The sequence below is a fragment of the Peribacillus deserti genome, assembly GCF_016909175.1.
GTDB lineage: Bacteria > Bacillota > Bacilli > Bacillales > DSM-1321 > Paraperibacillus > Paraperibacillus deserti.
The window spans coordinates 1-21,158 of sequence record NZ_JAFBFI010000015.1 but is presented as its reverse complement, the minus strand read 5'-3'; the positions used below and the strand labels follow the sequence as shown (position 1 = coordinate 21,158).

The following is a 21,158-nucleotide window of genomic DNA, read 5'->3' as shown; positions in this document are numbered from 1 at the left end:
GATAATGTGATGTGGAAGCTAAGGAAAGATTAATATGGAGTATCGCTCTACCAGGTTTTGGTCAATTACTTAATGGCAAATATCTGAAGGGAATAGTATTTATTCTTTTAGAAATAATCATCAACGTTCAGTCAAATTTTAATGAGGTCATTTATTATAGTTTTAATGGTGAAATAGGAAAATCTATTCACCAAGCAAATTACCAATGGCTCATGTTCTACCCTTGTATATACTTTTTTGCAATGTGGGACGCATTTAAGGATTCAGGCGGAGGTAAAGAACCTTACTCATACCTTCCTTTCGTATTTTCCGCTTATTTTGTAACAGTAGGAATTATGTACTCTGACAGAATTAAAATGTTCGGAATATTATTGGGTATTGTATGGTTCCCAATGCTATGTGTTATTCCAGGAGTAGGATTAGGGTTATTGCTAAAAAGAATATTAACAAGTTAAACAGTCAAGAAATTGAGAAATTGAATTACTTAAAAAATTAAAAGCACTTCTCTTTAGAAGGGCTTTTTTGGTGGGTTTAAATGACCATACTTAAATAGATGCAGCTCAGTCAGTTTTTTTAAAAGGAGAGCGTCTGATCCTTGATTCGGATTTTTCGGCAGCTGTCCGTCTGTATAGGGCACCGAGGTAATTCTTTGAGTCTCTTACTGATTGAGCTGCTCCTGTTAATGCCGAACGAAGATACTTGTTTCCTTTTTTGGCCCTTGCAGATTTCCGTTTCCCGGCACTTTCATTGTATCTCGGAACAAGAGCAGCCCATGAACACAAGTGGGCGGCACATGGGAACTGCGTTCCTACGTCGGGCCTGATTTCGGCGAGTATTTGTTCGGCCCTCCTTGTATCCTTGTAGCTATGCCAGAAATGGAGTCGAGCCGTTCAATGTCGTCCTGATATTCGCTTACCCATTGGGCAATGTCGCGTCCAACAATCTATTTGATTAGTAAGAAAATCAATATGAGTTAAGATAGTCTTGAGCATCAATCGTTGATGGGGATTTACATTGCCTTGGAGTGCCAACTGTTCCTGTTTCTTCAGTTTCATTGTACGGCGTGCTAGGTTTGATAGCTTCTCAGGATTGTCCTCGCCATCTGCGACATGAAGCATATCCTTTGCCGAAACACCCATGATGCCGGAAACCACCGAACCAAGTTTGATGTTCGCTCCTTCGAGCACCTTTTGAATCCGGTTATGCTGTCTAGCCCGTTCCTCGATAATGCTCGGCGATAACGAACAAGTTCCCAGAGTTCCCTCTGGGTCCTGTTAGGGATGAAGCTCGCTTTAAGAAGTCCATGCCTTAGAAGTTGGGCGATCCATTCCGCATCCTTTACATCGGTCTTGCGACCCGGAAGGGACTTCATGTGTTGGGCGTAGACAACAAGAAATTCAATCCCTTCGGATTCCAATAAGTTGACGATAGGCTTCCAGTAAACGCTTGTACTCTCCATCGCCACATGACTGCCCATGTTCCTTAACCCAATCAATTAATTGGACTTTGGGTTTTTAGAGCATAAATTTGGGGTAAAAGACATGGAATATAGTGACACCATTGGGGAGAACTAAATGGAAGATCAAGAACAATTTCTTTTAAAGAGGGAACTCGGCAGGCTTCTAATGGATCTTAGTAAATGCTCTCGACCGAGATATAAAAAACACATTCGACAAGATATAGATTTCTTAAGAATGGTTATAGCCAAATATTACCCTTTAAAATAATAAAGGGTCTTTTGTGTCTCAACCACATACTCGCTGGGCGTTGGAAATATTTAATCCTATGGCTTTTAAAGACTAAGAAACGTCGCTACAGTGAAATTAAAGGCCTTTTGGACAATATCTCTCTAGGTTCGCACACAAAGCAACTTCGAGAGCTAGAAGCAGATGGGATAATTAAGCGTGAAGTTTATCCTGAGGTTCCCCCACGTGTTGAATATTCACTAACATCAGGACTTTTTTATCTGGAGAAAATTTAAAGAATGCACTCTATAAAAAAGATTGTGAACCGTTACACTTAAGCTAACGGGTGCGTTAGTTGAAGAAGATATGGCTGCTTTCGGCAGCATATTTTGTTTCGTCCATACCAAATGTAGGTGGCTTTAATTTTATAATTAATATCATAACTTGCTATAATAATTCTGTTAAGTAAACCAAACATATTACAGGAGATTTTTATATGAATCATAATACTAACATTAATATTGGCGGGCTAGATTTTGGCTGGGATTTAGATAATGGGAAATTTACTTTTGAGGGAGAAGACGCGGTCTTATTCTGGATTTCAAGTGCAATGAAAACCTTTTTTGATACCATTGAGGAAATTTCGGGAGAAGAGGCTACCCGACTTGTGTTTGAGGCTACTGGTTATCGTCAGGGGCTTGTGGTTGGTGAATATTTTGAAAGCATGAAGCATTTAAGCGTAATTGAAGCAGCAAAAAGGATTACCAATACTTATGCGTCAGCAGGTTGGGGAAGAACAGAAATCAAGGAACTTGATTTTCAATCCAAAACGCTTACTGCTAAGATCAAAGACAGCTGGGAATATAAGATTAACTTAGCTCAGGGGAAAAAACAGAGCGGTTTATACTTAGCGGCTCATTATGCAGGGATTTTCACTGGTTTATTTGGTACGAAGATCTGGTATAGAATTGTGCAAGACCAACTGGAAGGGCATGGATACAGCATTATTGAGTATTACCCATCCGATAGATAATATACATGAATTATCGAGGAAGAAAGAGTCAGAACAGATAAAGCAGCTTGAGGTAATGGTTGAACACAAGACAAAGGAATTAAGGGATTTAGTTAAACAATTATCCTCCCCTATTATCCCTGTATTAGAAGGCATTGTGGTTGTTCCTCTTCTTGGGAAATATGATGAGGAACGATCTGAAGATTTGATAGTTAATACGCTGTATAACCTTCCTCAATACCAAGCGAACTTTTTAGTACTAGATCTAACTGGTTTAGATATGGAAGTAAGTCAGTATACTGCCAATTTTATTGAAAAAATTGGAGCAGCTGCTTCTTTAATTGGTATTAAGACTATATTGGTAGGGATATCTGCAGAAATGGGAATCACCTTAACCCAATCCGGAATTAACCTTTCAAAATTTGAATGTTTCAGAACCCTTCAGCATGGGATTCACCATGCTTTAGCTGAGGCAGGAAAGTCTATTGTATAAAATAATTAAGACAAGAGGAAACTTCTTGTCTTTTTTATCCCTACAATTCATGGACATAATTACTGCCCCTTTTTGACTTTTTTGCAGGATAAACAAAAAAAGTCTTATGAAGGACTAAGCATGTTTTAATAACTGTAATTCACTAATTGCTTGTTGTAGACTTGCTTTTGTATTGATATTTGCAGATTTAATCCTAAACTTACCATAAAACCTACTGTAAGGAAAAGGGAATCTTAATACCTGATGAACTCGCAACAATGGGATTTGATAACCAACCAATAGCAAAAATTATGCACATAACAACACTCAAAATCCCTTTGGTTGAAATCGGAAGAAAATTATTTCTTCAAGCAATCAACAGTACAAAAAATTCTCACGAAGAGAATTTGTCAAATTAATTGAACGGCAAACCGTATAGCAATGTAGGAGTAAAGTTATCTCCGTAAAAGTAGGACTTTTTTATTCAACTAAGAAAGTATTTTTGTTTACAGGTGTTTTTCTTAAGCACCACACTACATTGAATAACAAACGGCTGCTTCGGCACCCTTTTTTATGTTTCACTAGCAGGCAGGTTAGCGTAAAGATAAATAAAAATCTATACATCTCCCATATTGCTAATACAGTATGTTATACTGTAAACAAACCTTTGAAGCTTTAAATCTTTTTATATTACCTTTACCAACTCCCTACTCGAACAATGAGTAGGGTTTTTTAATGATTATTATAAGGAGAATATAAAAAACAAGCTCTTTAATAAGAGCTTGTTAATGTCATCTATATAAGATTAAGCTTTTTGAACGTTAGTAGCTTGTGGTCCACGTTGACCTTGCTCAACGTCAAAAGTAACTTTTTGGCCTTCGTCTAAAGATTTGAATCCTTCAGATTGGATAGCAGAGAAATGTACGAATACGTCGTCTCCATCTTCGCGTTCGATGAATCCGAATCCTTTTTCTGCGTTAAACCATTTTACTGTACCTTGTTCCATTTTTGTTGCCTCCTAGTGCGTTAAAACACAATGTATTACTATCCTTGCCCAAAGTGATTCTCAAAACGAAAAGTCGATATTCATACTATCCATTGTTACACCGAACAAAAATAATTCTTCTTTATCATAACAGGATACGGAAAAAATTGCAAATCATGCGAGGCATTAACAAAAATAGTATTTTTATATAATCGTTGATAAAGCAAGGTTTGTTCTTCAACTTCCTGAAAAAACTGGAGAAAATTTGTCAAAGGCAGATTCTGGTTCACTAGGTATACCTACACGGTGTGGGGGGATGGGCGTCAGCATAGCGTAATCAGCCATTGTAAAGGTTCGAACAACCCGAATGATCAGCTAGTTGCAGAAGGTAATAAAAATGCCTTAATGGCTAGAAGAAGAATTATTAATAATCTGGATGAGTATTTATCGGCTTGTCAATTAGGTATTACTGTGACCGCTCTTGGTATCGGGTGGCTTGGAGAATGGCGTTTTTATTCGTAAATAACGAGGGTGATGCCCTGGATATTGTTCAAGATACAATTTACAAAGCTTTTATATCAATCAAACAACTGAAAGAGCCTAAGTATTTTTCCACTTGGATATCAAGAATTTTAATTAATACTACTTTGGATTTTATTAAAAAAATAACCGTATGGTTCCATTTGGCGATATTGAAATATTGGGGAATGATGGGAGAAGCTTATTAATCGAAGAAAAAATGGATTTAATAGAAGCAATTGAACGATTAGAAGTGCAATCTAAAACAGTAATTATTTTGAGATATTACAGAGATCTTTCTATAAAACAAATTGCTGAGATTTTGAATTGTCCTGAAGGAACTGTGAAAACTCGACTACATAGAGCCATTAATCAATTGAAATCCAATTAAAGAGAGGAGTGTATCTGATGAATGAATATCTATCCAGCAACGTTAAAAAAGAGGTGGATAAAATAAAAATTCCTGAAGACAAATTGGAACAAGCCATTGAATTTGCAATCAAAAGGGGGAAAAAGCATCACCCATATTTTGGTTTTGGTAAGAAACTGATCAACTTATGCAGTGCCGCAGTCCTTCTATTGTGCCAATTTATTGGTTCAGCATTTGTTTCTCCAGCTATGGCCACCGTTGTGTCTAAAATTCCTTATCTAGGACAAATTTTAGAAAATAAAGATGATATAATTTCTGTCATTTTTGAGGAACTAAGAGAAAAAGGTTACAAAGTGAATGGAAGCGGAGTATCCTATTCTAAAAAAGAAATCGTAATCAGAATTGAAGGTTCTGAAAAATACTTTGATAACGTTAAAGGTGACGTAGAGAAAATTGCAAAGGATATTTTGCATTCAAGAAATTATGATGCCTACACCTTAAAAGTGAATAGAAACAAGGAACGTACGGATGAAGTCATTCCAGAGGAGGAAAAGAAAAGGAATGAATTTAATAAACAATACGAAATAATCTATAATGCAGTTACTGAAGAGTTGAAGAAACGGGATAATAACATATTATCATTAGGTATGGTGTATAGACCTAAAACAATTGAAGTAGAGATTCCAGATACAGAAACAGAAACTAGAAATGATGAGATGAAGCAAGTAATAAATCAGATTCTTCAATCTAATAAAATGGATCCAATTCCTATAAAAATAAAGAAAATAGACATGAAAGTAAGGGAGCAAGATAGAAAACGGATGGGGATTCTTAATATTGTTGAGGAAGATATTTTAGGGAAAAAGGAATACAAGGTGATAATGGTTGGATACTCTATCCATCCAGAACCAGAAATTCAAGCTTTTATCTCCTTATCTAGTTCGGACGATAACGTTAAAGATTTTGCCCAGCAACTTGAAAAAGTTATCTTACGTTAGCTCGTTCAGACAATATAAAAAGAATTAGCTCCATTGATTCATTACTAGATATATACAAACACTAGATATACAAAATCAAATATGGATTTCTTTTCTCTTGGAAATTCGCTACGTCCTCTTAAACAAAAAAACTAGTAAGGAAATCCCCTACTAGTACGGCAAGTTTTTCCAATCGTTAATGGCATTTACTTGAACTGAGCCAAACTTAGCTCCCCAACTAGATGTGCTATTAACCGAAATCACTGAACCTGATCTTAAAATTGGTCCACCACTCATTCCTCCAGTAACATATGACGAATGGATTATAGCATTGTATTGAACATCGTTAATTGTTCCAGTACTTTTATATAAATAATAATACCCTGTTCCTGTTCCCTTATCAGCAGGATATCCATGCGAGATAATGGAGTTTCCAATACCTGAAGTAGAACTTAAAGGTAGACTATATGAATGACTTGAGTTTACCTTGATAACCGCGTAGTCATACTGTACATCTCCAAGATAAACAGATTCTGAATTAGATGGTGTAGCGTTGATCCATCCTACAGGTACATATGCTTTTGTAGAGGACCACCCTCCATAAGGAAGTGTTGTCCCGTTTTCCCCTGGATAAGCCACCCAACCAGAATAAAATTTATTATTATAAGTATCGTAAACACAATGTGCTGCTGTAAGAACTGTGTCTTTATCTAAGAATGTTCCCGAACAAGTGTAACCATTATTACCATCATAAAAATCAATTTGAGCCATAGAGTTATATGGTGCTACGGTCGTATTAGTAACTTTGACTCTATTGTCAGTAGCTAATGCGTTAATTTCTTGTTCCGCTACAGAGTTATCACCATTAAATAAAACACTATTTTCTCCTTCTAAAATATCACCTTGAGAACTTACTGAAGCATGGCCGTTTTTTAAACTTTTAATCTTTTCTTTTTCTGCTAAACTAAATGTTTTTACTGGCTTTTGTTTATCTTTATGAAGTTTTTCTATTAAATTATCTACTTTTTCCTTTTCCAACTTCGGCAATTCAATACTATCATTTTGGTTACCAGTATTTACTGTTGTTTCTGTTGCAGCATTACTTTGTAAGGGGCTGATAAATGACGCTACAAGCAACAAACTCATACAAAAAAAACTAATTCTTTTCATATTTCTTTAATCCACTCCTTTTTCCTATTTTAATTTTTTGAGTATTCCATTATCATTATCTTAAACAAACCCAAAATATATAAAAATAGGAAAAAAGAGGTATTTTATGAATAAATTGTATTTACTTGTAATAACATCAGTACTTTTAGTTAGTTGCTCTAGTGGAAAGGAATCAAGAATTAATGAAAAAACAGATGGGGTTAAGGAAATAACAATAAAAATTCATGATTATAATAAGAACGAACAACATTACCTACTTAATATTATGACGAATGGAAAACAACAAAAAGATGTCGCGCAGTTTCCAGAAAACCGTTTAATAATTACAAATGAACGAAAAGAAGCAAAAGTAAAATTTCACTTAAATACTAACTATACGATTAATGTATCTAAAACTAATGCGAAAACTATAAAAGAATTTTATAGTAACAAAAAAAGCGAACAAGCCCTAGAAATTGTTAGTAAGAAGATAGATTTTAAACCAGATTTACAAGATAAAGAATTAAGTATAAATATTAATTGACGTTGATAGAGAATGCTCATATTTTTATACTTTATTCGTTAATAAGGAAGGGATATTCTGTTTAGTGGGGAAATGTTAGAAATGATAGTAAAACTAAAAGACCAAGAATATGAAAAGGGATTCTTGATTTTCCATCTAATCTAAGCTCACTTTAAGACTCCTTGGTGGCAATACTAGAGAAGAGAATCAAATTCGATTAAAAGGTAGTACGGGATTACCGTTCTACCTTTTTCCTTATGAAGTTAATAATTTTTTATTTCTAAACATTATAGGGGAGAAGAACATAGATGATTCGCGTACAACTTGCACCTTCATGAGGCGATCGTGGTTGACGGCTAGCTTGAGTTAATAGCCTTTTGAGTAATGTATATTGTTTCACTAACGGGTGAGTTAGTTCAATAGGGAAAAAAGATGTCAAACGGGTATTGCTAACATCTTATAAAATGGAGTGACCTAATTTAAGTGGCTGGGTTAGGGTTAGAATAATAAATTGAAGACAAGTAAACAATGTTACTAAAACAACTAGGTGAAATATATGTGGATTTTAGTTTACATCTTTTTTGTTATTCTTATTGCGATTGCTTATTTCGTGCCCAAGAACATAAAGAAAAATGAAATATACTCTACATCCATTTTTGCGATATTGTTTGGGTTTATTTCAGATGAAGTTCTAGATCTTCATTTGAACCTATACGGTTACTTTAACCATGGGTTTCAGTGGCAAGGTTTCTTTTATTCCGATTAATATTTTATTTCTTAACTACTTCCCAGTAAAAAAGGGACCCCTAATAAAAGCACAATACATTGTTATATGGGCCGTTAGTTCAGTTTTGTTTGAGTGGCTTATATTACAAACAGAATACCTTTATTATAATGGCTGGAAACTGTGGTATTCAGCTTTATTATATCCGCTTATTTTTCTAGTTCTATACATTAATCTACTCGTTATAAGAAAGCTAAATAATTTACAAAAAGAATTTAAATAATAACAAAGTGAACAACAAAAAAGACCGCTGTTAACGGTCAGTAATATTATTTCAAAAGATATTCTTCAATGTTTCCTGAAGTGAACCTTTTGTTTCTGCATTTTCTTCAACACAGACTCCCGCATGCACCATTTTTCTTACAAGATCAGGCCGAAGACCAGTAAGAACCGTTTTGCAACCCAGCATTTTAACTCCAGCCAATACCTTTTCTAAATTATTTATGACATCCCGATCCATCAAGGCAATACCTGAAAGGTCCATAACCAGTGTGTGAATTCTTGAGTCAGCTATGTTGCTTAAAACTTTTTCCACAATTATTTGAATCCTGTATGAGTCTACTGTCCCAATTAGTGGCAAAATAGAAACGTTTTCGCTTACAGGAATAATCGGAACTGACAAGTGATCCACCATATCTCTTTGTTTTAAAAATATTGTATCTTTATATTTTGTATAGTTAAGAAAAAAGTTATTAAGGAACTTGTCAATCTGATCGTTGATAGTTTTTTCTATTTCGTAAAATTCTGTACGGTCATTCATAATATTCTTTTCTACGTCAAGAATACCTACAAAATGCCATAATGTTCTTCTTATCGCTTGTACCCACTCTAATTTCAACTCAAGTGTTAATGCGTGCTCCGCCCAAGCGATGCCTTCCTGTTTAGCAAACGCAACTAACTCTTCATCTTTTTGATCAACTACATAATAAATCAATGTCCGAGCATTTTTTAACAAATCAATGTTTCCTTGATTTAGAATGTCTGTAATTTTTGATGAGACATTTACTGCTTCGGAAAACAATTTGTCCTCAAACGTTTCCCAGTTCTCTTTAATAAATGACTTTATTTCTTTCCCAGTATCTGTATTGGTCTCATTGCAACCGCTCCTATTTTATGTAAAAATTCTGATAGTAAGCCTTTATAATTGTAAGTCCATTATATTGTTAGATCTCTAACATTAGCAATTTTATATTCTGAAGGAAGAAGAACTTTTTGAACTTAAACTAACGGGTGCTTTAGTGCAAGATTAACAGCTGCTTAGGTAGCTTTTTCTAGTTCCACTAACCGGGCAGGGAGAAAAATTAAAAATAGCAATGAATTAACTCATTAAGGTAGATACTTACGCTGCCTTTTTATTGTATTAAGGGATTTATAATACCGGATACGTTGTTTTCGAGAGGATTGTTTCACCCTTTTGTAGAAATCCTTATTAAGCTAACGAGGCAGGATAGTTAAATATAAAAAACCCTGTGTTTTATCCTAAAAATTTAAATTGTATCTATAGTTAAAAGGAAGTGGAGGAAATAGTGGAGGGATTAGTGGTTGGCTCAGAGGAGGCACATTCTATCGAAGCAATTAAATTAATGCGTGAGCTTTCAGAAAAGCTAAAGGAAATTACGGGTGAGACAGGAGAAGATTCCTTTAACTTAGATGATATGAACAACTCACGTTCCTTATTTGCAATTTGTCGTTATCAAGGACAGCCCGTAGGTTGTGGAGCATTACGTCCATTAAATGAAACAACGGCTGAATTAAAAAGAATGTACTCAAGAAAAAATGGAATGGGTGTAGGTTCAAAAATCTTATCTTATTTAGAAAAAGAAGCTATCAACCTAAATTACTTTATAATTAGGCTTGAAACTCAAAAAATTAACAAGAAGGCCATTCATTTCTATAAAAGCAAGGGTTATACTTGTATTCCTAATTATGGAAGGTGTATTGGTCGAACTGATGCCATTTGTTTTGAAAAGCTCCTTTAAATCATTTATGGCTTGTTCTTCAACTAACGGGTGCTTTAGTTGAATAAGAAATCCTTAAATAACAGAAAAAACTCGCTAATTTTTTTGAAGCGAGTTTTCTTTTTTATTACATCCACTAGAAAAGTTAATTTAAAAAACATCTTAAGCATTAGCAACAATCTTTACGAAAACAGCCTTTAAAAACTTCCCCAGCAAGGTTGAACAGAAGGGTGTTCACCAAACATATTTTCTATTGCTCCATGCAAAAATCCGCTTGCATCAATCTTTCCGCTAGAGACTGAATAATTACTAAGTTTTAGTTAAATGTTCCTATTTTCAGTAAGCTTAATGCTTGGAGGTCAGAGGAATTCAAACCCAGATTGTTGTGAATATTGTACTTAAACAGGGGGGCGTTATTCCGTTTCTTTATTTTTGCAAAAAAGTTCCCAATATGGCTGTTTCGGCAGCTTTAAAAATTAGTCAAGAAATTTTTTCGAATGGGCGGAACGGATCACCCGTTTCAGAACGGTCGTCATAATGCAACGTCTTTTAGACCTATCCTTATGTTAAGACTTGAAATTATTGTAAATTCTAATTAAACGTTTGGTAAAAATGGCAATTTACCGATTTTTTTGTTTTATCATAAAATAGTAATCTGAAAGACGAAAGGGGAATATTTAAGTGTTAATGAAACAAAGAAAAAAAAACATCGCCCAAAAGTTTATGTTTATGAGTGCTTCTGCTGCACTGGGACTATCTTTATTTGCGGCAAGCCCAGCCTCGGCAGCAAACAACGAACATACAAACAAAAAACCTTCCTTTGAATTCGGGCTAATCTCCGACATTCAATATTGCGATTGTGATACATCGGGTGTGCGTTATTATCGCAATTCCATAAGCAAACTGCAGGAAGCAACGGCAACACTCAATCAGCATAACCTTGAGTTCACCGTGCAAACGGGTGATCTAATCGACCGGAATGTAGAAAGCTTCAACACCATTCTTCCATATTTCAATAAGATTGAAGGGAAAAAATATCACCTTCTCGGAAATCACGATTTCGCCGTACCGACAGATGAAGTGGTAGATATTTTAGGTATGAAGAACCAATATTACGACTTTGCCGAAAAGGGCTGGCGTTTTGTCGTACTTGACACAAATGATATAAGCATGTATGCGAATGAACCAGGTTCCCCGAAATACCAACAAGCTGAAAAGATGTATAACCAGTTGAAGGCGAGCGGAGCCAATAATGCCCAGCCATGGAATGGGGGAGTGGGCACTGAGCAAATGGCGTGGCTACATAACGTTCTAAAGAAGTCTGCTAAAAACCATGAAAAAGTTGTAATTATCGGACACCATCCGGTTTACCCGGCCAACGAGCATAACACATGGAACGATGCTGAAATCATGCAAGAATTGGAGTCTGCGGGTAATGTAGTGGCGTACTTCAATGGTCATAATCATGCGGGTAATTACGGAGAGAAAAACGGAATCAAATATGTGAATTTCGAAGGTATGCTGGATACGCCTGATACTAATGCCTACGCAGTGGTCAAAGCGTTTAAGAACCGCTTGGAAATTGATGGATTTGGCAGGGTGGCTGACCGTACAATCGAGGTCAATCCAATTCAAGAACATCACTAAAAGACACCAAAATGGTCAACACGAAGAAGATGAACATGAGGAATAATATGTTGGTGAACACCGTTAATCGATAAAACATGCACAATGACAAGGGCTTTCATTTTACCCCTTGTCTTTTCTTTTTTTAGCAATAAATACTCTTTATATCAATATGATTCTGCTTGACACCTTTGAATTTTGATAAGTGAACGCAGGTTGTGATGTATTGTACTTAAACAAACGGGTGCGTTAGTTGAACAACGTATGGCTGATTCGGTAGCCTTTTTCTTTATAACGGAGTGTTAAGTCCAAGGAAGGTTATTTTTATAGATAGGACGAATTATATAGGGATTAACCAGCATCTAAAAAAACAAATGAGGTGAAGACTTGTCACACGTAAGAATACGCTGTACAGGCCTAATAATAGAAAAGAATTCTGTACTTTTAGTGGAGTACGATGATAATGGAATTCATTATAATTTACCTGGTGGAGGACTAGAGCCGGGTGAAACTATATTAGAGGGTGTTGCAAGAGAGGTGTTAGAAGAAACTACAGCACAAGTTGATGTTGGTCCGTTAGCATTAATTTATGAGTTTACCCCGCATAAACAATCTGGAGATTATAACGTCAATGAGAAACACGGATTGCATCTCATTTTTGAATGTACATTAAAGAATAATTCAATACCACGATTACCTCAATATCCAGATCCTTATCAGACCGCATTTAAATGGATCCCTATAGAAGAACTAGACTCCATTTTGCTGATACCAAATATTAATAAGCAAATAACAAACTATATTAAGAACAAAAGGAATATCGAATTAACTGAGGGTTATAGGTTAGTTCGTTACGATTAGAACCGAAGTAATGGGAAATTTTCTTTACTAAACTATCGGGTGCGTTAGTTCTAGAAGGTGTTGCTTTTTAGGAAGGAATAAAAGAGTAACATAAGATAAACAAGTGTTACAATTTTTTAACAACTTGTGGACAGGAAGGGTGAAAAATGAAGACGGGATACGCAATTGTTATACTAGCTTTGAGTATTCTCTTTAGTGGGCTTTGGATTGGAAATGCTCTTAAGCAGGACAGACAATGTTGCAAAGAAAACATCAGAAGGGATTTTTTCAATATCAGAAGCAGCGGATTATTTAAATATTAGTGAGGAATCCATACAGAACATTTTTCATAGGTGAGAAAGTTATTCCTGGTCAAATAGCCGCAGAAGTGAAAAAGGCATTTAGATTGGGGTAATTTGGATAGGATGCCATACATCAAATAGTTCCTTATTTAACTAACGGGGTAGGTTATTTGAATAGAATAAAGGAGTATTCCCTATGGAAATTAATTATAAAATAGCCATTATTTATATTGATAATTTTGATAGCTTACTATACTTTGTACCAGTTTATGATGCTGATAGAGGCATTGTAGAAATGGACACATTTTTTGAGTTGGGCAACAAGGCATCGGATGAAGAACTAGAGGATACTACTATTAAAACACTTAAATTATGTCATACAAAGGAACCCGATATAAAAAAAGCACCTATTCAACAAATTAAGAAAGCTAAAAGTTATAAAAAAGCAACTGAGAAAATAAAGATGGTTGAAGTATTATGGGATAAAGATGAAGGATTTAGTGTAGGGTTTTTTGAAAGGGAAAAAAGTGGATACTTCTCACTTTTGGACCGTATTTATTTGGGCGGGACTGTAAATAAAGGAGAATTTGCATATGCAATTAGAAAGGCAATAGAACTGGCGAGGTAATTATACAGCATTAATTGGGCTACAAAGTTTGTGAATAATTGTACTCAAGCTAATGAGTGCGTTAGTTGAGGAAGAATGGCTGCTTCGGCATCATTTTTCATTTGTATTAGAGGATTAGGAAGGAATTGATATCCCTAAAAAAAGAATATAGTTTTTAAAATGGAATAAATTAAACCTGTTTGAGGTGATTTAATGAAAAAGCACACCAAAGCTAAAGAAAACAGTAAAATAGACACTGATGATGGATGGAATAGAACATTTTATGGAAGTCCAACAATTGGTGGAATGGTTATTGTAATATTACTGGTAGGTTTCATTCTATACCAAACCTTGTTCACCTAAAGGGTGCGTTTGTTGAAGAACAATGACTCTGTAGCAGCCTTTTACTTTTCTTTAAAATATAGACGTAATTTAAAGAGGGCTTTATGCCAAAAAAGACCGAGTAAAAAAACCGGTCTTTTTCTTTGGAAACGAACTTTTTAAGTTAAAATAGTTGATCACGAATTTCTCTTAAAGTGTGTTCATCAATACCAAACTCACGAGATATTCTTCGGATACTGAATCCACTCCGCAGCAATTGAATGATAATAATTAATTGTCGATCCGTTAGAATTATAGCGGTATCTCTAACGCGACGCTGACTTGCATTGCCTCTACCCATAACGCACACCCCCCATGTTTTTAAAGCGAAAGGACAAGATACCCCCAGGGGTGCTTGTCCTTTTTTTTAGAAGGTTAAGTTTGTTGATTAGAAATGTTTAAACATGCTTGAAGATGAAGATTCTTCGTGATCTTTCTTTTTACATGTGAACATATCCGAAGATGAAGATTCTTCGTGCTTTCGCTTTTTGTCTCTCTTCTTATCCTTGTTGTCCAATTCACAAATTATTTTCTTCATCATTTTATTCACTTTCTTCATTTTCTTTACTTTTTTACGACATTTTCTAAGTTTTTCTTCGCGTTCAAAATCAAAGAATTCGATAGACATAAATATCGCCTCCCTCCTTAAAGTAATGGTTTAACAATAGCATCATATGAGAGACTTCATAGATTCGTGTGGGAGAGAGTCTACTAATACTAAAAATGGTTAATTTAATATAAAAATAACAAAAACGCCCATCCAATCGGAAAGACGCTTAGTAGAGAGGAAATGAGTTGTTCTTAATTATTATGTTATGAAACAATATAAAGATTTGTCCCTCAAAAAACATGACTAACAGGAACAATTAAGTAGTAACACTCTGAAAATAGGTGTATATAATAAATGAGTACCATCACCACTATTTCTATATATCCTTCTATGGGCAGCAAGTAAAATATCCTGCTTCTGCCACAAAAAAATTGCTGGTCAGGAGGGAAACAAAGCATGTATGCATTAAAGGAAAATGAAACTTTTTTAATTATACGTACTTAGAATTACAAAATAGAACCAGAGTCTTTAATAGTCACTTATTAATGGGCTTTTTTGGTGCTGTACACCAAAGCTTAACGTTGCGTGGCTTTTCTTAGAGCTTCCGTTGTAATATCCCATAATCTATCATGAGTTTTGTCCAGTTAGCACAACCAAACGTGCGGTTTGGGAGTTGAATGCTGAAGGTGTATATTTGACAGCGAACTCCACAATTTTTTTAATTCTCTCATCAGATAAATTTACAAAAGAGTGGCTTATTCTAAGTACAAATCGTAAAAGAATAAGCCACGAACCTGAAGTCTACAATTCAATGAAATGTTTACTATGGGCAATTTTTTGAGCTACATAATAAATGATAGTATAAAATGGAATAGAATAACCGTATTTCCAGTTTATTGGCATATATATACCTAGCCATTTAAATATAGGTTCACTGACAAAAGCGGTAATAATTGCAAAAGTCAGACCTATAACCCACGGATTTCTTTTATGAAACCATGAAATAAGAAACATAATGATTACCGGCATTAATGAGAAATCATAGGAAAATATGCTGGAATAGCAGGTGCTTTTAAGTAATTCCATAAGGATAATTGGACTCCTATATTGTCCAATGTGACAGAAAGTAAAGCGACAAACGTTCCTGAATAAAGCAAACGGCCAGAGCTATCTTTCTTTCTATAGATCAACCAAATGATCCACGGGATTATGGTAAGTCCAATGCCCAGCCACCATTGCCAGGTAAATAGTACTTCCTGTTCCCACGCCGACATTCTATCCATAAAAGCATGATGATATTCCAAGAAAGATTTGTGCATTCCTGAAGTTGTTGAAATACTTTAAGCCCCCTCTACACGATGTTATTTAATACAATTACCATCTAGCAATTGTTTATACAAGTAGGCTTTAATTGAAGTATCTGCTAAACTTACGGGTGCGATAGTTCAAGATCATAGGCTGCTGCGGCTGCCCTTTTTGTTCTTTCACCAACGGGGCAGGTTAGTTAAACAAAGAAGGAATCTACAGATTTATATTGAACTTATTATTAGAAGCAGAGAGCAGAGGAGAAAGAGTTGGATGAAATTATGAAATGTGATGGGGTTTGTTTCAGACCTCCAAGAAGCAAAATGGTTTTATGCTAATCTGCTAGAGATGCCTATAATACTGGAGAAGGAAAATAAATTAATTTTCCAGTTATAAGGTACGCAACTTGTTGCGTTTAAGTGCGAAAAGAATGGACATGTAGGGGATTATTCAAACGAAGCTAGAACAGTTTTGGTGTTCTAGGTAGATTCTGTTGAGCAAACGTTTTATGAAATGAAATCGAAGTTATAAAATTTTTACACGAAATATACCTACAGATGTTATGCCGCCTTTCAAGATCCCTTTGGAAATGTTTTTGAAATTGCGGAACATACATCTAGTTAAATTAAAGGGGCAGGATACACATGTAACCGGATATCGACAATTTAGTCAGGCTTTTGGCCATTACCTGTTGAGACTGCTATTTAATCTGCTGAAATTTCAGTTTGTGAAGAATTGTACTTAAACAAACGGGTGCGTTAGTTGAACAAGGATGGGCTGTGGCGGCAGCCCTATTGTTGTTTCATTAACTTGAAAATAAGTTCCCTCTAGACTTGAAAAAAGGTAATACTTAAGAAGGCCCTGCTCAATCATCAAAAAAGAGGAGGGACACATAAAATAAAACGGATAATTCATCTCCCGCTCTATACATGACTGTAATCTTAAAGGCTAGTCCGAGAAACATAAAAAGGGTGCGTATAAAGCAGATGTTTACGGGACGCTGTAGATTCTCTAGAGGTATATACAATAAATGGCGTTTGCATCATCCAGAACTATTTATGACGAACAGGGTCCATCACTTCATCACTATTAAAAAAACGGGCCATAATGTCTTTCTGTTGTCTCAATCCTATCCCATCAATATGGACCCGATCCATCATCGTATATTGCCTTGAAATCGATAGATAAGGATTCGGCCCTACTGAACAAAAGATACTAAACCCATAATCTCTTAACGCTTGAAATTTAGGATCCCCTGGCAAAACACTGCTTCCATATGGATAGATATAGATATTAGTTATGCCGATCAGGGATTCAACTTCTTTTTTCCACCTCTCCGTATCAGTACGCAAAGTACTTAGGCTCACTTTTTTTGTATCCAAATGGCCATAACCATGGGATGCAAATTCCCAGCCATCTTTCTTTAGTTTATCAACCACTCTTTTCGCTTCTTCTTTTTCATGAGCATAACGTTTGTTCGTTAATTCGTGGGTACGGTATCCCAGAATTCCCTCATAGCCGGTTAATGCAAGAATTCCCTTTGCCGAATTATAGGAAAAATCGGGATGCTCCTTCACGAAAGAATTGAGTATCGGAACGATTTCCTGGTCTCGAGAAATCCTCTCAGCTCCAGTTTTATCTTTTGAAAAGGTAGCAAGTTCACCCTCTTGATCTATTAATAGTTTACCCGCATTACCGTTCTCTTTCATATATTGATAGTAATTTAGATCATCCACTGAGAGGAGTAGTGGCTTTTTACTTTTAGGCAGTTTCAGTTTTTTCTTCGTCAACGTAACTTTTCCATTGATCATCTGCTCTTGAAAGAGGTCAGACATTTTAATTAGCACAAAATTTTCGCGGTACAATGAGTCGATCATTTTTTTAAATTCTTTAACGGTAACAAAATAATCATCATAACCCTTAGCCATTGTATCCCCGTCAAAAGCTAATTCGGGATTTATAATAAGCGGATGAAAAAAGATATGCTCGATGGGTCCGTTGTATACGATAAGCTCTTCCTTTGGATGTGATTGCGGTGGAACCGGAACGGGTATAGGGTGTGCCTTATTAAAATCCGGCTTAGGCACCCTATGACCATCCTCTATTTTGTTGCTTGGTTCGGTGGATACTTCATCATGGTTTGAATTTAAGCAGCTGGACAGAGGGAAGCAAAGCAATACAAGCAATGTCATAAACCTTTTCTTCATATCCATCACCTCACAATGATAAGAAAACATTTGTAGTTGATCAGGAAATTAAAAGTGTTTTTTTAGGTTACATATGTTCATTTTGGTTTCTATTGTTAGTAAAGAGTAGGTTGCTATCAAATATATTCGGCATGATTGTGCTGAATAAAAAATTTAAACCTCCATTCCTTTATTTCCATGTAATGCAATTAAAATCCTTCTTTTATAGGCCGTTAATTGAAGAAACTACACCTAGAAAAAATGTATTGTGTATTGGCCTGTATACGATTCTCTGTATCGTTGGATTAAGGAGAAGATATTTGGGGCTATTCAAACTTCGTTATAAAAGAATCAAAGATGTGGGATTATCCTGCCATAGCTTCTTAAACTAATGGGTGTGTTAGTTGCACAAGACTGGCTTGAACTGCATCCAACACACTGAAGGAATACTCAGTTCCATTATGTTCAAACTAGGTTTACGTCAGATCCTTTCGGGTATAAACGAGGGATATTGGGTTAATTTTAAGTATAAAACATGATTCTTTTTGTTAAAATACGGATTAGCCCTACAAAAGGAATCAGGTTATAAAGATCAGTCTCTTATTAATGACAAATAACTAGGTGAAGCTATGTTAAACCGTATAGCTGCTACTGGCATTAAAGAACGGATTATTAAACAAATAGAACAGGAAGATTAAGTTAAAAAGTATACCTAAAATAACCCACTGGCATTAGCTAGTGGGCTTTTTTACTTATTGAGAATGTTTTTAATACTAACCATCTGGCGATTGTTCCACCAATATTATAAAAAAGCACTGAATAGATTAGCTTCCACTCAAGAAGTTTGTACAAATCCAACCAAATAAAAAAGGTCTCTCCTAAGTAAACGGACCAAAGGGAAACAATAAAATTAACTAACAGGAATGATTTCCAAGTTTTCGTCCATTGGTAAATTAACATAACTATACAAGGCACAAGTGTTAAGTCTGCAGGCAATAGAGGTGGTATCATTTGGAGTAGTTTATCTGGGTATTCCCACCACATTAAATCGGTTCCTATGTTATCTAATAAAAAGGCGAAGGTTGCCATTATTAACCCAAACATTAAAATTTCAGGCAACCTTCTTTTATCTACAATTTTCCACCAAACAATCCACGGAAAGATTGATAAAAAAAGTAGGAACCACCATTTCCAAGTGAACAAATCATCATTAACCCAGTGTTGGTATGATATATTCTTAAATTTTTCCCTTACATTTTGCACTTCCTGAAAAGATGGATAATCCTTTGCCATTTCATCACCTATTTTTTCAACCGACGACTTGTTCAAGTCCTGGCACCCAATTTGAATTAGTAGTCTTAATTCTCAATAAAAAGTACAATCTCAGTAAATATGTCGCTTTTCCCATTTTTACCTATGTTTCAGTAAATATACGCTTAGTGGTAAATTCCTCTGAAAAATTATTTTCGCATTATAGAGTCAATTTCTCGACGGCGAAATACCAAACATTATTAGAATAAAAGGAAAATTAACTATATATTTAAGAGAAGTAAATTGCTATAATATAATTCGATTTTATGATTTTGAGGGGAAGTTGTGATGAGCAATCTATTAGAAACCTTGATAAATGATTTAAGACCAAATGGAGGACATATCTTTTATCACTATAACAATAAAGAAAATTACATTCATAATGTTGTTTCTTTTATTGTTACGGGAATTAAGAACGGTGACCATATTCTTCTGGCTGAAAATGATAGACACATGCTTGATATAAATAAAAAGTTACAAAAAGAATTAAGTAAGGGACAATTGGAAAACTTGCATTTCATAAATAATTATGACTTTTACTATTCAAATGGGAATTTTCACCCACATACTATTGTTAATTATTTCTTAAAAAATATTGAACCGTTCATAGAAAAAGGGGCTTCATTATGTTCGTGGGGACTTATAGAATGGGGAGAAGATAAAGAAATTAACGATGATGTAGTTGAATATGAAAAGCAAGTGGACAGCTTAGTAAAAGAAAAAGGAATAACTTCAGTATGTGCTTATGATTCTAAACGAACATCTGATTCATTAAAAGAATTGTTAATGAGATGTCACGGAGTAATGTTAACAGATGATGAAGTAGTTTACTTAAAGCAAACCTAAAATTAAAATAATTGGTTAGTGAATGATACTTTAGTTTTGAAGGAGTTGCCACCGGCAACTCCTTTATATTTATTAAATTACTAGACAGTCATTTAAGTTAATAAGGTGGGTGGTACTTTTATGAATACAAGCAAAATAGGGGTGGGAGAATTAGATATAAAAATGCTCCTGAATTAAGAGAATTTATTGTTCAATTTCTGATGGACCTGCTGTTTTGATGAGGAATTTAGGTACCATGTGTAAAGTTTGTGCAACATCTGTAATATGTAGATATATATGCTGAAAATAGATGCCCGTTTCGGAGGATATGAATTTGGAAATTCCTTGCTGATACAAAAAAGGCTATTGGTATTCGTAAAGTTGAAATGAAAATGAGTTAAAACAGTACCATAGTATGGTTAAAGGGTGGTTAAATGAGGAATATGCGTTACTTAAAGAAAAGGTTGAGAACATTTGCAAGGTAATGTTTATAATTCAACCGATGGAATCTATGTGTTTTTATATAATACTGTAGAGGATACGGCTTGCTTTGCAGATTGTTGCTTGGAATATATGCAAGAAGCAGAAGAGTATTGTAAGGAGCTTTGAGTCAAGAATGAGGACTGGATTTATATCGATGATCCTTTGAAAGGTTGCCGACACGATATCATTTATGTTAGTAAATATTCGTTCTTTAACTCCCATGAAAATTAATTCTGAGATACAGTCAAAAAGGCAATACTAAAGAAGACAGCTCATTCTGTATTTTTAAAAGAGTGCCTGGTTGCTTG

21 protein-coding genes and 4 pseudogenes are annotated in these 21,158 nt (G+C 35.0%); 14 read left to right on the top strand and 11 right to left on the bottom strand.

All coding sequences use genetic code 11. The annotated features are described in order from the left end of the window. Positions 1-11: 11 nt before the first annotated feature. Complete coding sequence (locus JOC77_RS15255; protein ID WP_204544667.1) at positions 12-455, top strand: hypothetical protein; 444 nt, start codon at positions 12-14, stop codon at positions 453-455. A gap of 105 nt (positions 456-560) precedes the next feature. On the opposite strand, the gene JOC77_RS21870 is transcribed toward JOC77_RS15255, so the two are convergent. Then, a complete protein-coding gene (locus JOC77_RS21870; RefSeq protein WP_204544828.1) occupies positions 561-836 on the bottom strand; it encodes a transposase in 276 nt (91 codons plus the stop codon). A gap of 230 nt (positions 837-1,066) precedes the next feature. Further along, positions 1,067-1,459, bottom strand: coding sequence for an IS110 family transposase (locus JOC77_RS21865; protein ID WP_204544665.1), 393 nt, complete (start codon positions 1,457-1,459; stop codon positions 1,067-1,069). 294 nt (positions 1,460-1,753) lie between these two features. Between JOC77_RS21865 and JOC77_RS15240 the strand changes: the two are divergent. The 3 genes and pseudogenes from JOC77_RS15240 to JOC77_RS21930 all read left to right on the top strand — a co-directional run. Further along, positions 1,754-1,954 (top strand): annotated as a pseudogene (locus JOC77_RS15240) (winged helix-turn-helix transcriptional regulator); the annotation flags it as partial. Positions 1,955-2,181: 227 nt separating this feature from the next. Next, positions 2,182-3,190 (top strand): annotated as a pseudogene (locus JOC77_RS15235) (STAS domain-containing protein). Between the two features lie 257 nt (positions 3,191-3,447). Further along, a complete protein-coding gene (locus tag JOC77_RS21930) occupies positions 3,448-3,588 on the top strand; it encodes a hypothetical protein (protein WP_338047234.1) in 141 nt (46 codons plus the stop codon). Between the two features lie 386 nt (positions 3,589-3,974). Here the strand turns inward: JOC77_RS21930 and JOC77_RS15225 are convergent, their stop codons facing one another. Next, entirely contained in the window at positions 3,975-4,175 is a 201-nt protein-coding gene (locus tag JOC77_RS15225) for a cold-shock protein (protein WP_204544663.1), read from the bottom strand. 322 nt (positions 4,176-4,497) lie between these two features. Between JOC77_RS15225 and JOC77_RS15220 the strand changes: the two are divergent. The 4 genes and pseudogenes from JOC77_RS15220 to JOC77_RS15210 all read left to right on the top strand — a co-directional run. Next, positions 4,498-4,658, top strand: a pseudogene (locus tag JOC77_RS15220) (CNNM domain-containing protein); the annotation flags it as partial. Further along, the gene (locus JOC77_RS21345; protein WP_239558789.1) at positions 4,658-4,882 is read left to right on the top strand and encodes a sigma factor; all 225 of its coding nucleotides are present in this window, start codon (positions 4,658-4,660) and stop codon (positions 4,880-4,882) included. The pseudogene JOC77_RS15220 and the gene JOC77_RS21345, both read left to right, overlap by 1 nt. Further along, positions 4,828-5,064: a sigma-70 family RNA polymerase sigma factor gene (locus JOC77_RS21340; RefSeq protein ID WP_338047233.1), complete on the top strand. Its 237-nt coding sequence runs from the start codon at positions 4,828-4,830 to the stop codon at positions 5,062-5,064. The genes JOC77_RS21345 and JOC77_RS21340 overlap by 55 nt, the downstream gene beginning before the upstream one ends. A gap of 17 nt (positions 5,065-5,081) precedes the next feature. Next, on the top strand, positions 5,082-6,041 hold the full coding sequence (locus JOC77_RS15210; RefSeq protein ID WP_204544661.1) for a DUF4179 domain-containing protein: 960 nt from the start codon (positions 5,082-5,084) through the stop codon (positions 6,039-6,041). 150 nt (positions 6,042-6,191) lie between these two features. On the opposite strand, the gene JOC77_RS15205 is transcribed toward JOC77_RS15210, so the two are convergent. Beyond that, on the bottom strand, positions 6,192-7,190 hold the full coding sequence (locus JOC77_RS15205; protein WP_204544659.1) for a trypsin-like serine peptidase: 999 nt from the start codon (positions 7,188-7,190) through the stop codon (positions 6,192-6,194). Between the two features lie 106 nt (positions 7,191-7,296). Here JOC77_RS15205 and JOC77_RS15200 point away from each other — a divergent pair, with 106 nt between their 5' ends. After that, entirely contained in the window at positions 7,297-7,713 is a 417-nt protein-coding gene (locus JOC77_RS15200) for a hypothetical protein (RefSeq protein WP_204544657.1), read from the top strand. Between the two features lie 1,037 nt (positions 7,714-8,750). On the opposite strand, the gene JOC77_RS15195 is transcribed toward JOC77_RS15200, so the two are convergent. Further along, positions 8,751-9,497 carry an STAS domain-containing protein gene (locus tag JOC77_RS15195; RefSeq protein ID WP_239558787.1) on the bottom strand — a complete coding sequence of 249 codons (747 nt, stop codon included), beginning with the start codon at positions 9,495-9,497 and terminating at the stop codon, positions 8,751-8,753. A gap of 505 nt (positions 9,498-10,002) precedes the next feature. Between JOC77_RS15195 and JOC77_RS15190 the strand changes: the two genes are divergently transcribed. The 4 genes from JOC77_RS15190 to JOC77_RS15175 all read left to right on the top strand — a co-directional run bounded on the left by JOC77_RS15190 (position 10,003) and on the right by JOC77_RS15175 (position 13,830). Further along, a complete protein-coding gene (locus JOC77_RS15190) occupies positions 10,003-10,455 on the top strand; it encodes a GNAT family N-acetyltransferase (protein ID WP_204544655.1) in 453 nt (150 codons plus the stop codon). Positions 10,456-11,121: 666 nt separating this feature from the next. Continuing rightward, on the top strand, positions 11,122-12,081 hold the full coding sequence (locus tag JOC77_RS15185) for a metallophosphoesterase (protein ID WP_239558810.1): 960 nt from the start codon (positions 11,122-11,124) through the stop codon (positions 12,079-12,081). Positions 12,082-12,447: 366 nt separating this feature from the next. After that, positions 12,448-12,921, top strand: a complete 474-nt coding sequence (locus tag JOC77_RS15180; RefSeq protein WP_204544651.1) for an NUDIX domain-containing protein — start codon at positions 12,448-12,450, stop codon at positions 12,919-12,921. Between the two features lie 477 nt (positions 12,922-13,398). Continuing rightward, positions 13,399-13,830, top strand: coding sequence for a hypothetical protein (locus tag JOC77_RS15175; protein WP_204544650.1), 432 nt, complete (start codon positions 13,399-13,401; stop codon positions 13,828-13,830). Positions 13,831-14,314: 484 nt separating this feature from the next. On the opposite strand, the gene JOC77_RS15170 is transcribed toward JOC77_RS15175, so the two are convergent. The 6 genes and pseudogenes from JOC77_RS15170 to JOC77_RS15150 all read right to left on the bottom strand — a co-directional run bounded on the left by JOC77_RS15170 (position 14,315) and on the right by JOC77_RS15150 (position 19,560). Beyond that, entirely contained in the window at positions 14,315-14,491 is a 177-nt protein-coding gene (locus tag JOC77_RS15170) for a helix-turn-helix domain-containing protein (RefSeq protein WP_204544649.1), read from the bottom strand. An 87-nt stretch (positions 14,492-14,578) separates the two neighbouring features. Next, on the bottom strand, positions 14,579-14,818 hold the full coding sequence (locus JOC77_RS15165) for a hypothetical protein (protein WP_204544648.1): 240 nt from the start codon (positions 14,816-14,818) through the stop codon (positions 14,579-14,581). A gap of 512 nt (positions 14,819-15,330) precedes the next feature. Then, a pseudogene (locus tag JOC77_RS21335) lies at positions 15,331-15,484 on the bottom strand (nitroreductase family protein); the annotation flags it as partial. A 284-nt stretch (positions 15,485-15,768) separates the two neighbouring features. Beyond that, the gene (locus tag JOC77_RS15160) at positions 15,769-16,044 is read right to left on the bottom strand and encodes a hypothetical protein (protein ID WP_204544647.1); all 276 of its coding nucleotides are present in this window, start codon (positions 16,042-16,044) and stop codon (positions 15,769-15,771) included. 1,053 nt (positions 16,045-17,097) lie between these two features. Further along, positions 17,098-18,252 carry a polysaccharide deacetylase family protein gene (locus JOC77_RS15155; protein WP_204544646.1) on the bottom strand — a complete coding sequence of 385 codons (1,155 nt, stop codon included), beginning with the start codon at positions 18,250-18,252 and terminating at the stop codon, positions 17,098-17,100. 714 nt (positions 18,253-18,966) lie between these two features. After that, on the bottom strand, positions 18,967-19,560 hold the full coding sequence (locus JOC77_RS15150) for a CBO0543 family protein (RefSeq protein WP_204544638.1): 594 nt from the start codon (positions 19,558-19,560) through the stop codon (positions 18,967-18,969). 270 nt (positions 19,561-19,830) lie between these two features. Between JOC77_RS15150 and JOC77_RS15145 the strand changes: the two genes are divergently transcribed. Next, complete coding sequence (locus JOC77_RS15145) at positions 19,831-20,388, top strand: MEDS domain-containing protein (RefSeq protein ID WP_204544636.1); 558 nt, start codon at positions 19,831-19,833, stop codon at positions 20,386-20,388. Positions 20,389-21,158: the final 770 nt, after the last annotated feature.

Bases quoted from the DNA above. Each gene is read 5' to 3' on its own strand.
- JOC77_RS21930 (WP_338047234.1), top strand. From the start codon at position 3,448: ATGGGATTTGATAACCAACCAATAGCAAAAATTATGCACATAACAACA.
- JOC77_RS15170 (WP_204544649.1), bottom strand. From the start codon at position 14,491: ATGGGTAGAGGCAATGCAAGTCAGCGTCGCGTTAGAGATACCGCTATA.
- JOC77_RS15225 (WP_204544663.1), bottom strand. From the start codon at position 4,175: ATGGAACAAGGTACAGTAAAATGGTTTAACGCAGAAAAAGGATTCGGA.
- JOC77_RS15200 (WP_204544657.1), top strand. From the start codon at position 7,297: ATGAATAAATTGTATTTACTTGTAATAACATCAGTACTTTTAGTTAGT.
- JOC77_RS15145 (WP_204544636.1), top strand. From the start codon at position 19,831: ATGAGCAATCTATTAGAAACCTTGATAAATGATTTAAGACCAAATGGA.
- JOC77_RS21340 (WP_338047233.1), top strand. From the start codon at position 4,828: ATGGTTCCATTTGGCGATATTGAAATATTGGGGAATGATGGGAGAAGC.
- JOC77_RS15205 (WP_204544659.1), bottom strand. From the start codon at position 7,190: ATGAAAAGAATTAGTTTTTTTTGTATGAGTTTGTTGCTTGTAGCGTCA.
- JOC77_RS15175 (WP_204544650.1), top strand. From the start codon at position 13,399: ATGGAAATTAATTATAAAATAGCCATTATTTATATTGATAATTTTGAT.
- JOC77_RS21865 (WP_204544665.1), bottom strand. From the start codon at position 1,459: ATGGAGAGTACAAGCGTTTACTGGAAGCCTATCGTCAACTTATTGGAA.
- JOC77_RS15185 (WP_239558810.1), top strand. From the start codon at position 11,122: ATGAAACAAAGAAAAAAAAACATCGCCCAAAAGTTTATGTTTATGAGT.
- JOC77_RS21345 (WP_239558789.1), top strand. From the start codon at position 4,658: ATGGCGTTTTTATTCGTAAATAACGAGGGTGATGCCCTGGATATTGTT.
- JOC77_RS15165 (WP_204544648.1), bottom strand. From the start codon at position 14,818: ATGTCTATCGAATTCTTTGATTTTGAACGCGAAGAAAAACTTAGAAAA.
- JOC77_RS15155 (WP_204544646.1), bottom strand. From the start codon at position 18,252: ATGAAGAAAAGGTTTATGACATTGCTTGTATTGCTTTGCTTCCCTCTG.
- JOC77_RS15210 (WP_204544661.1), top strand. From the start codon at position 5,082: ATGAATGAATATCTATCCAGCAACGTTAAAAAAGAGGTGGATAAAATA.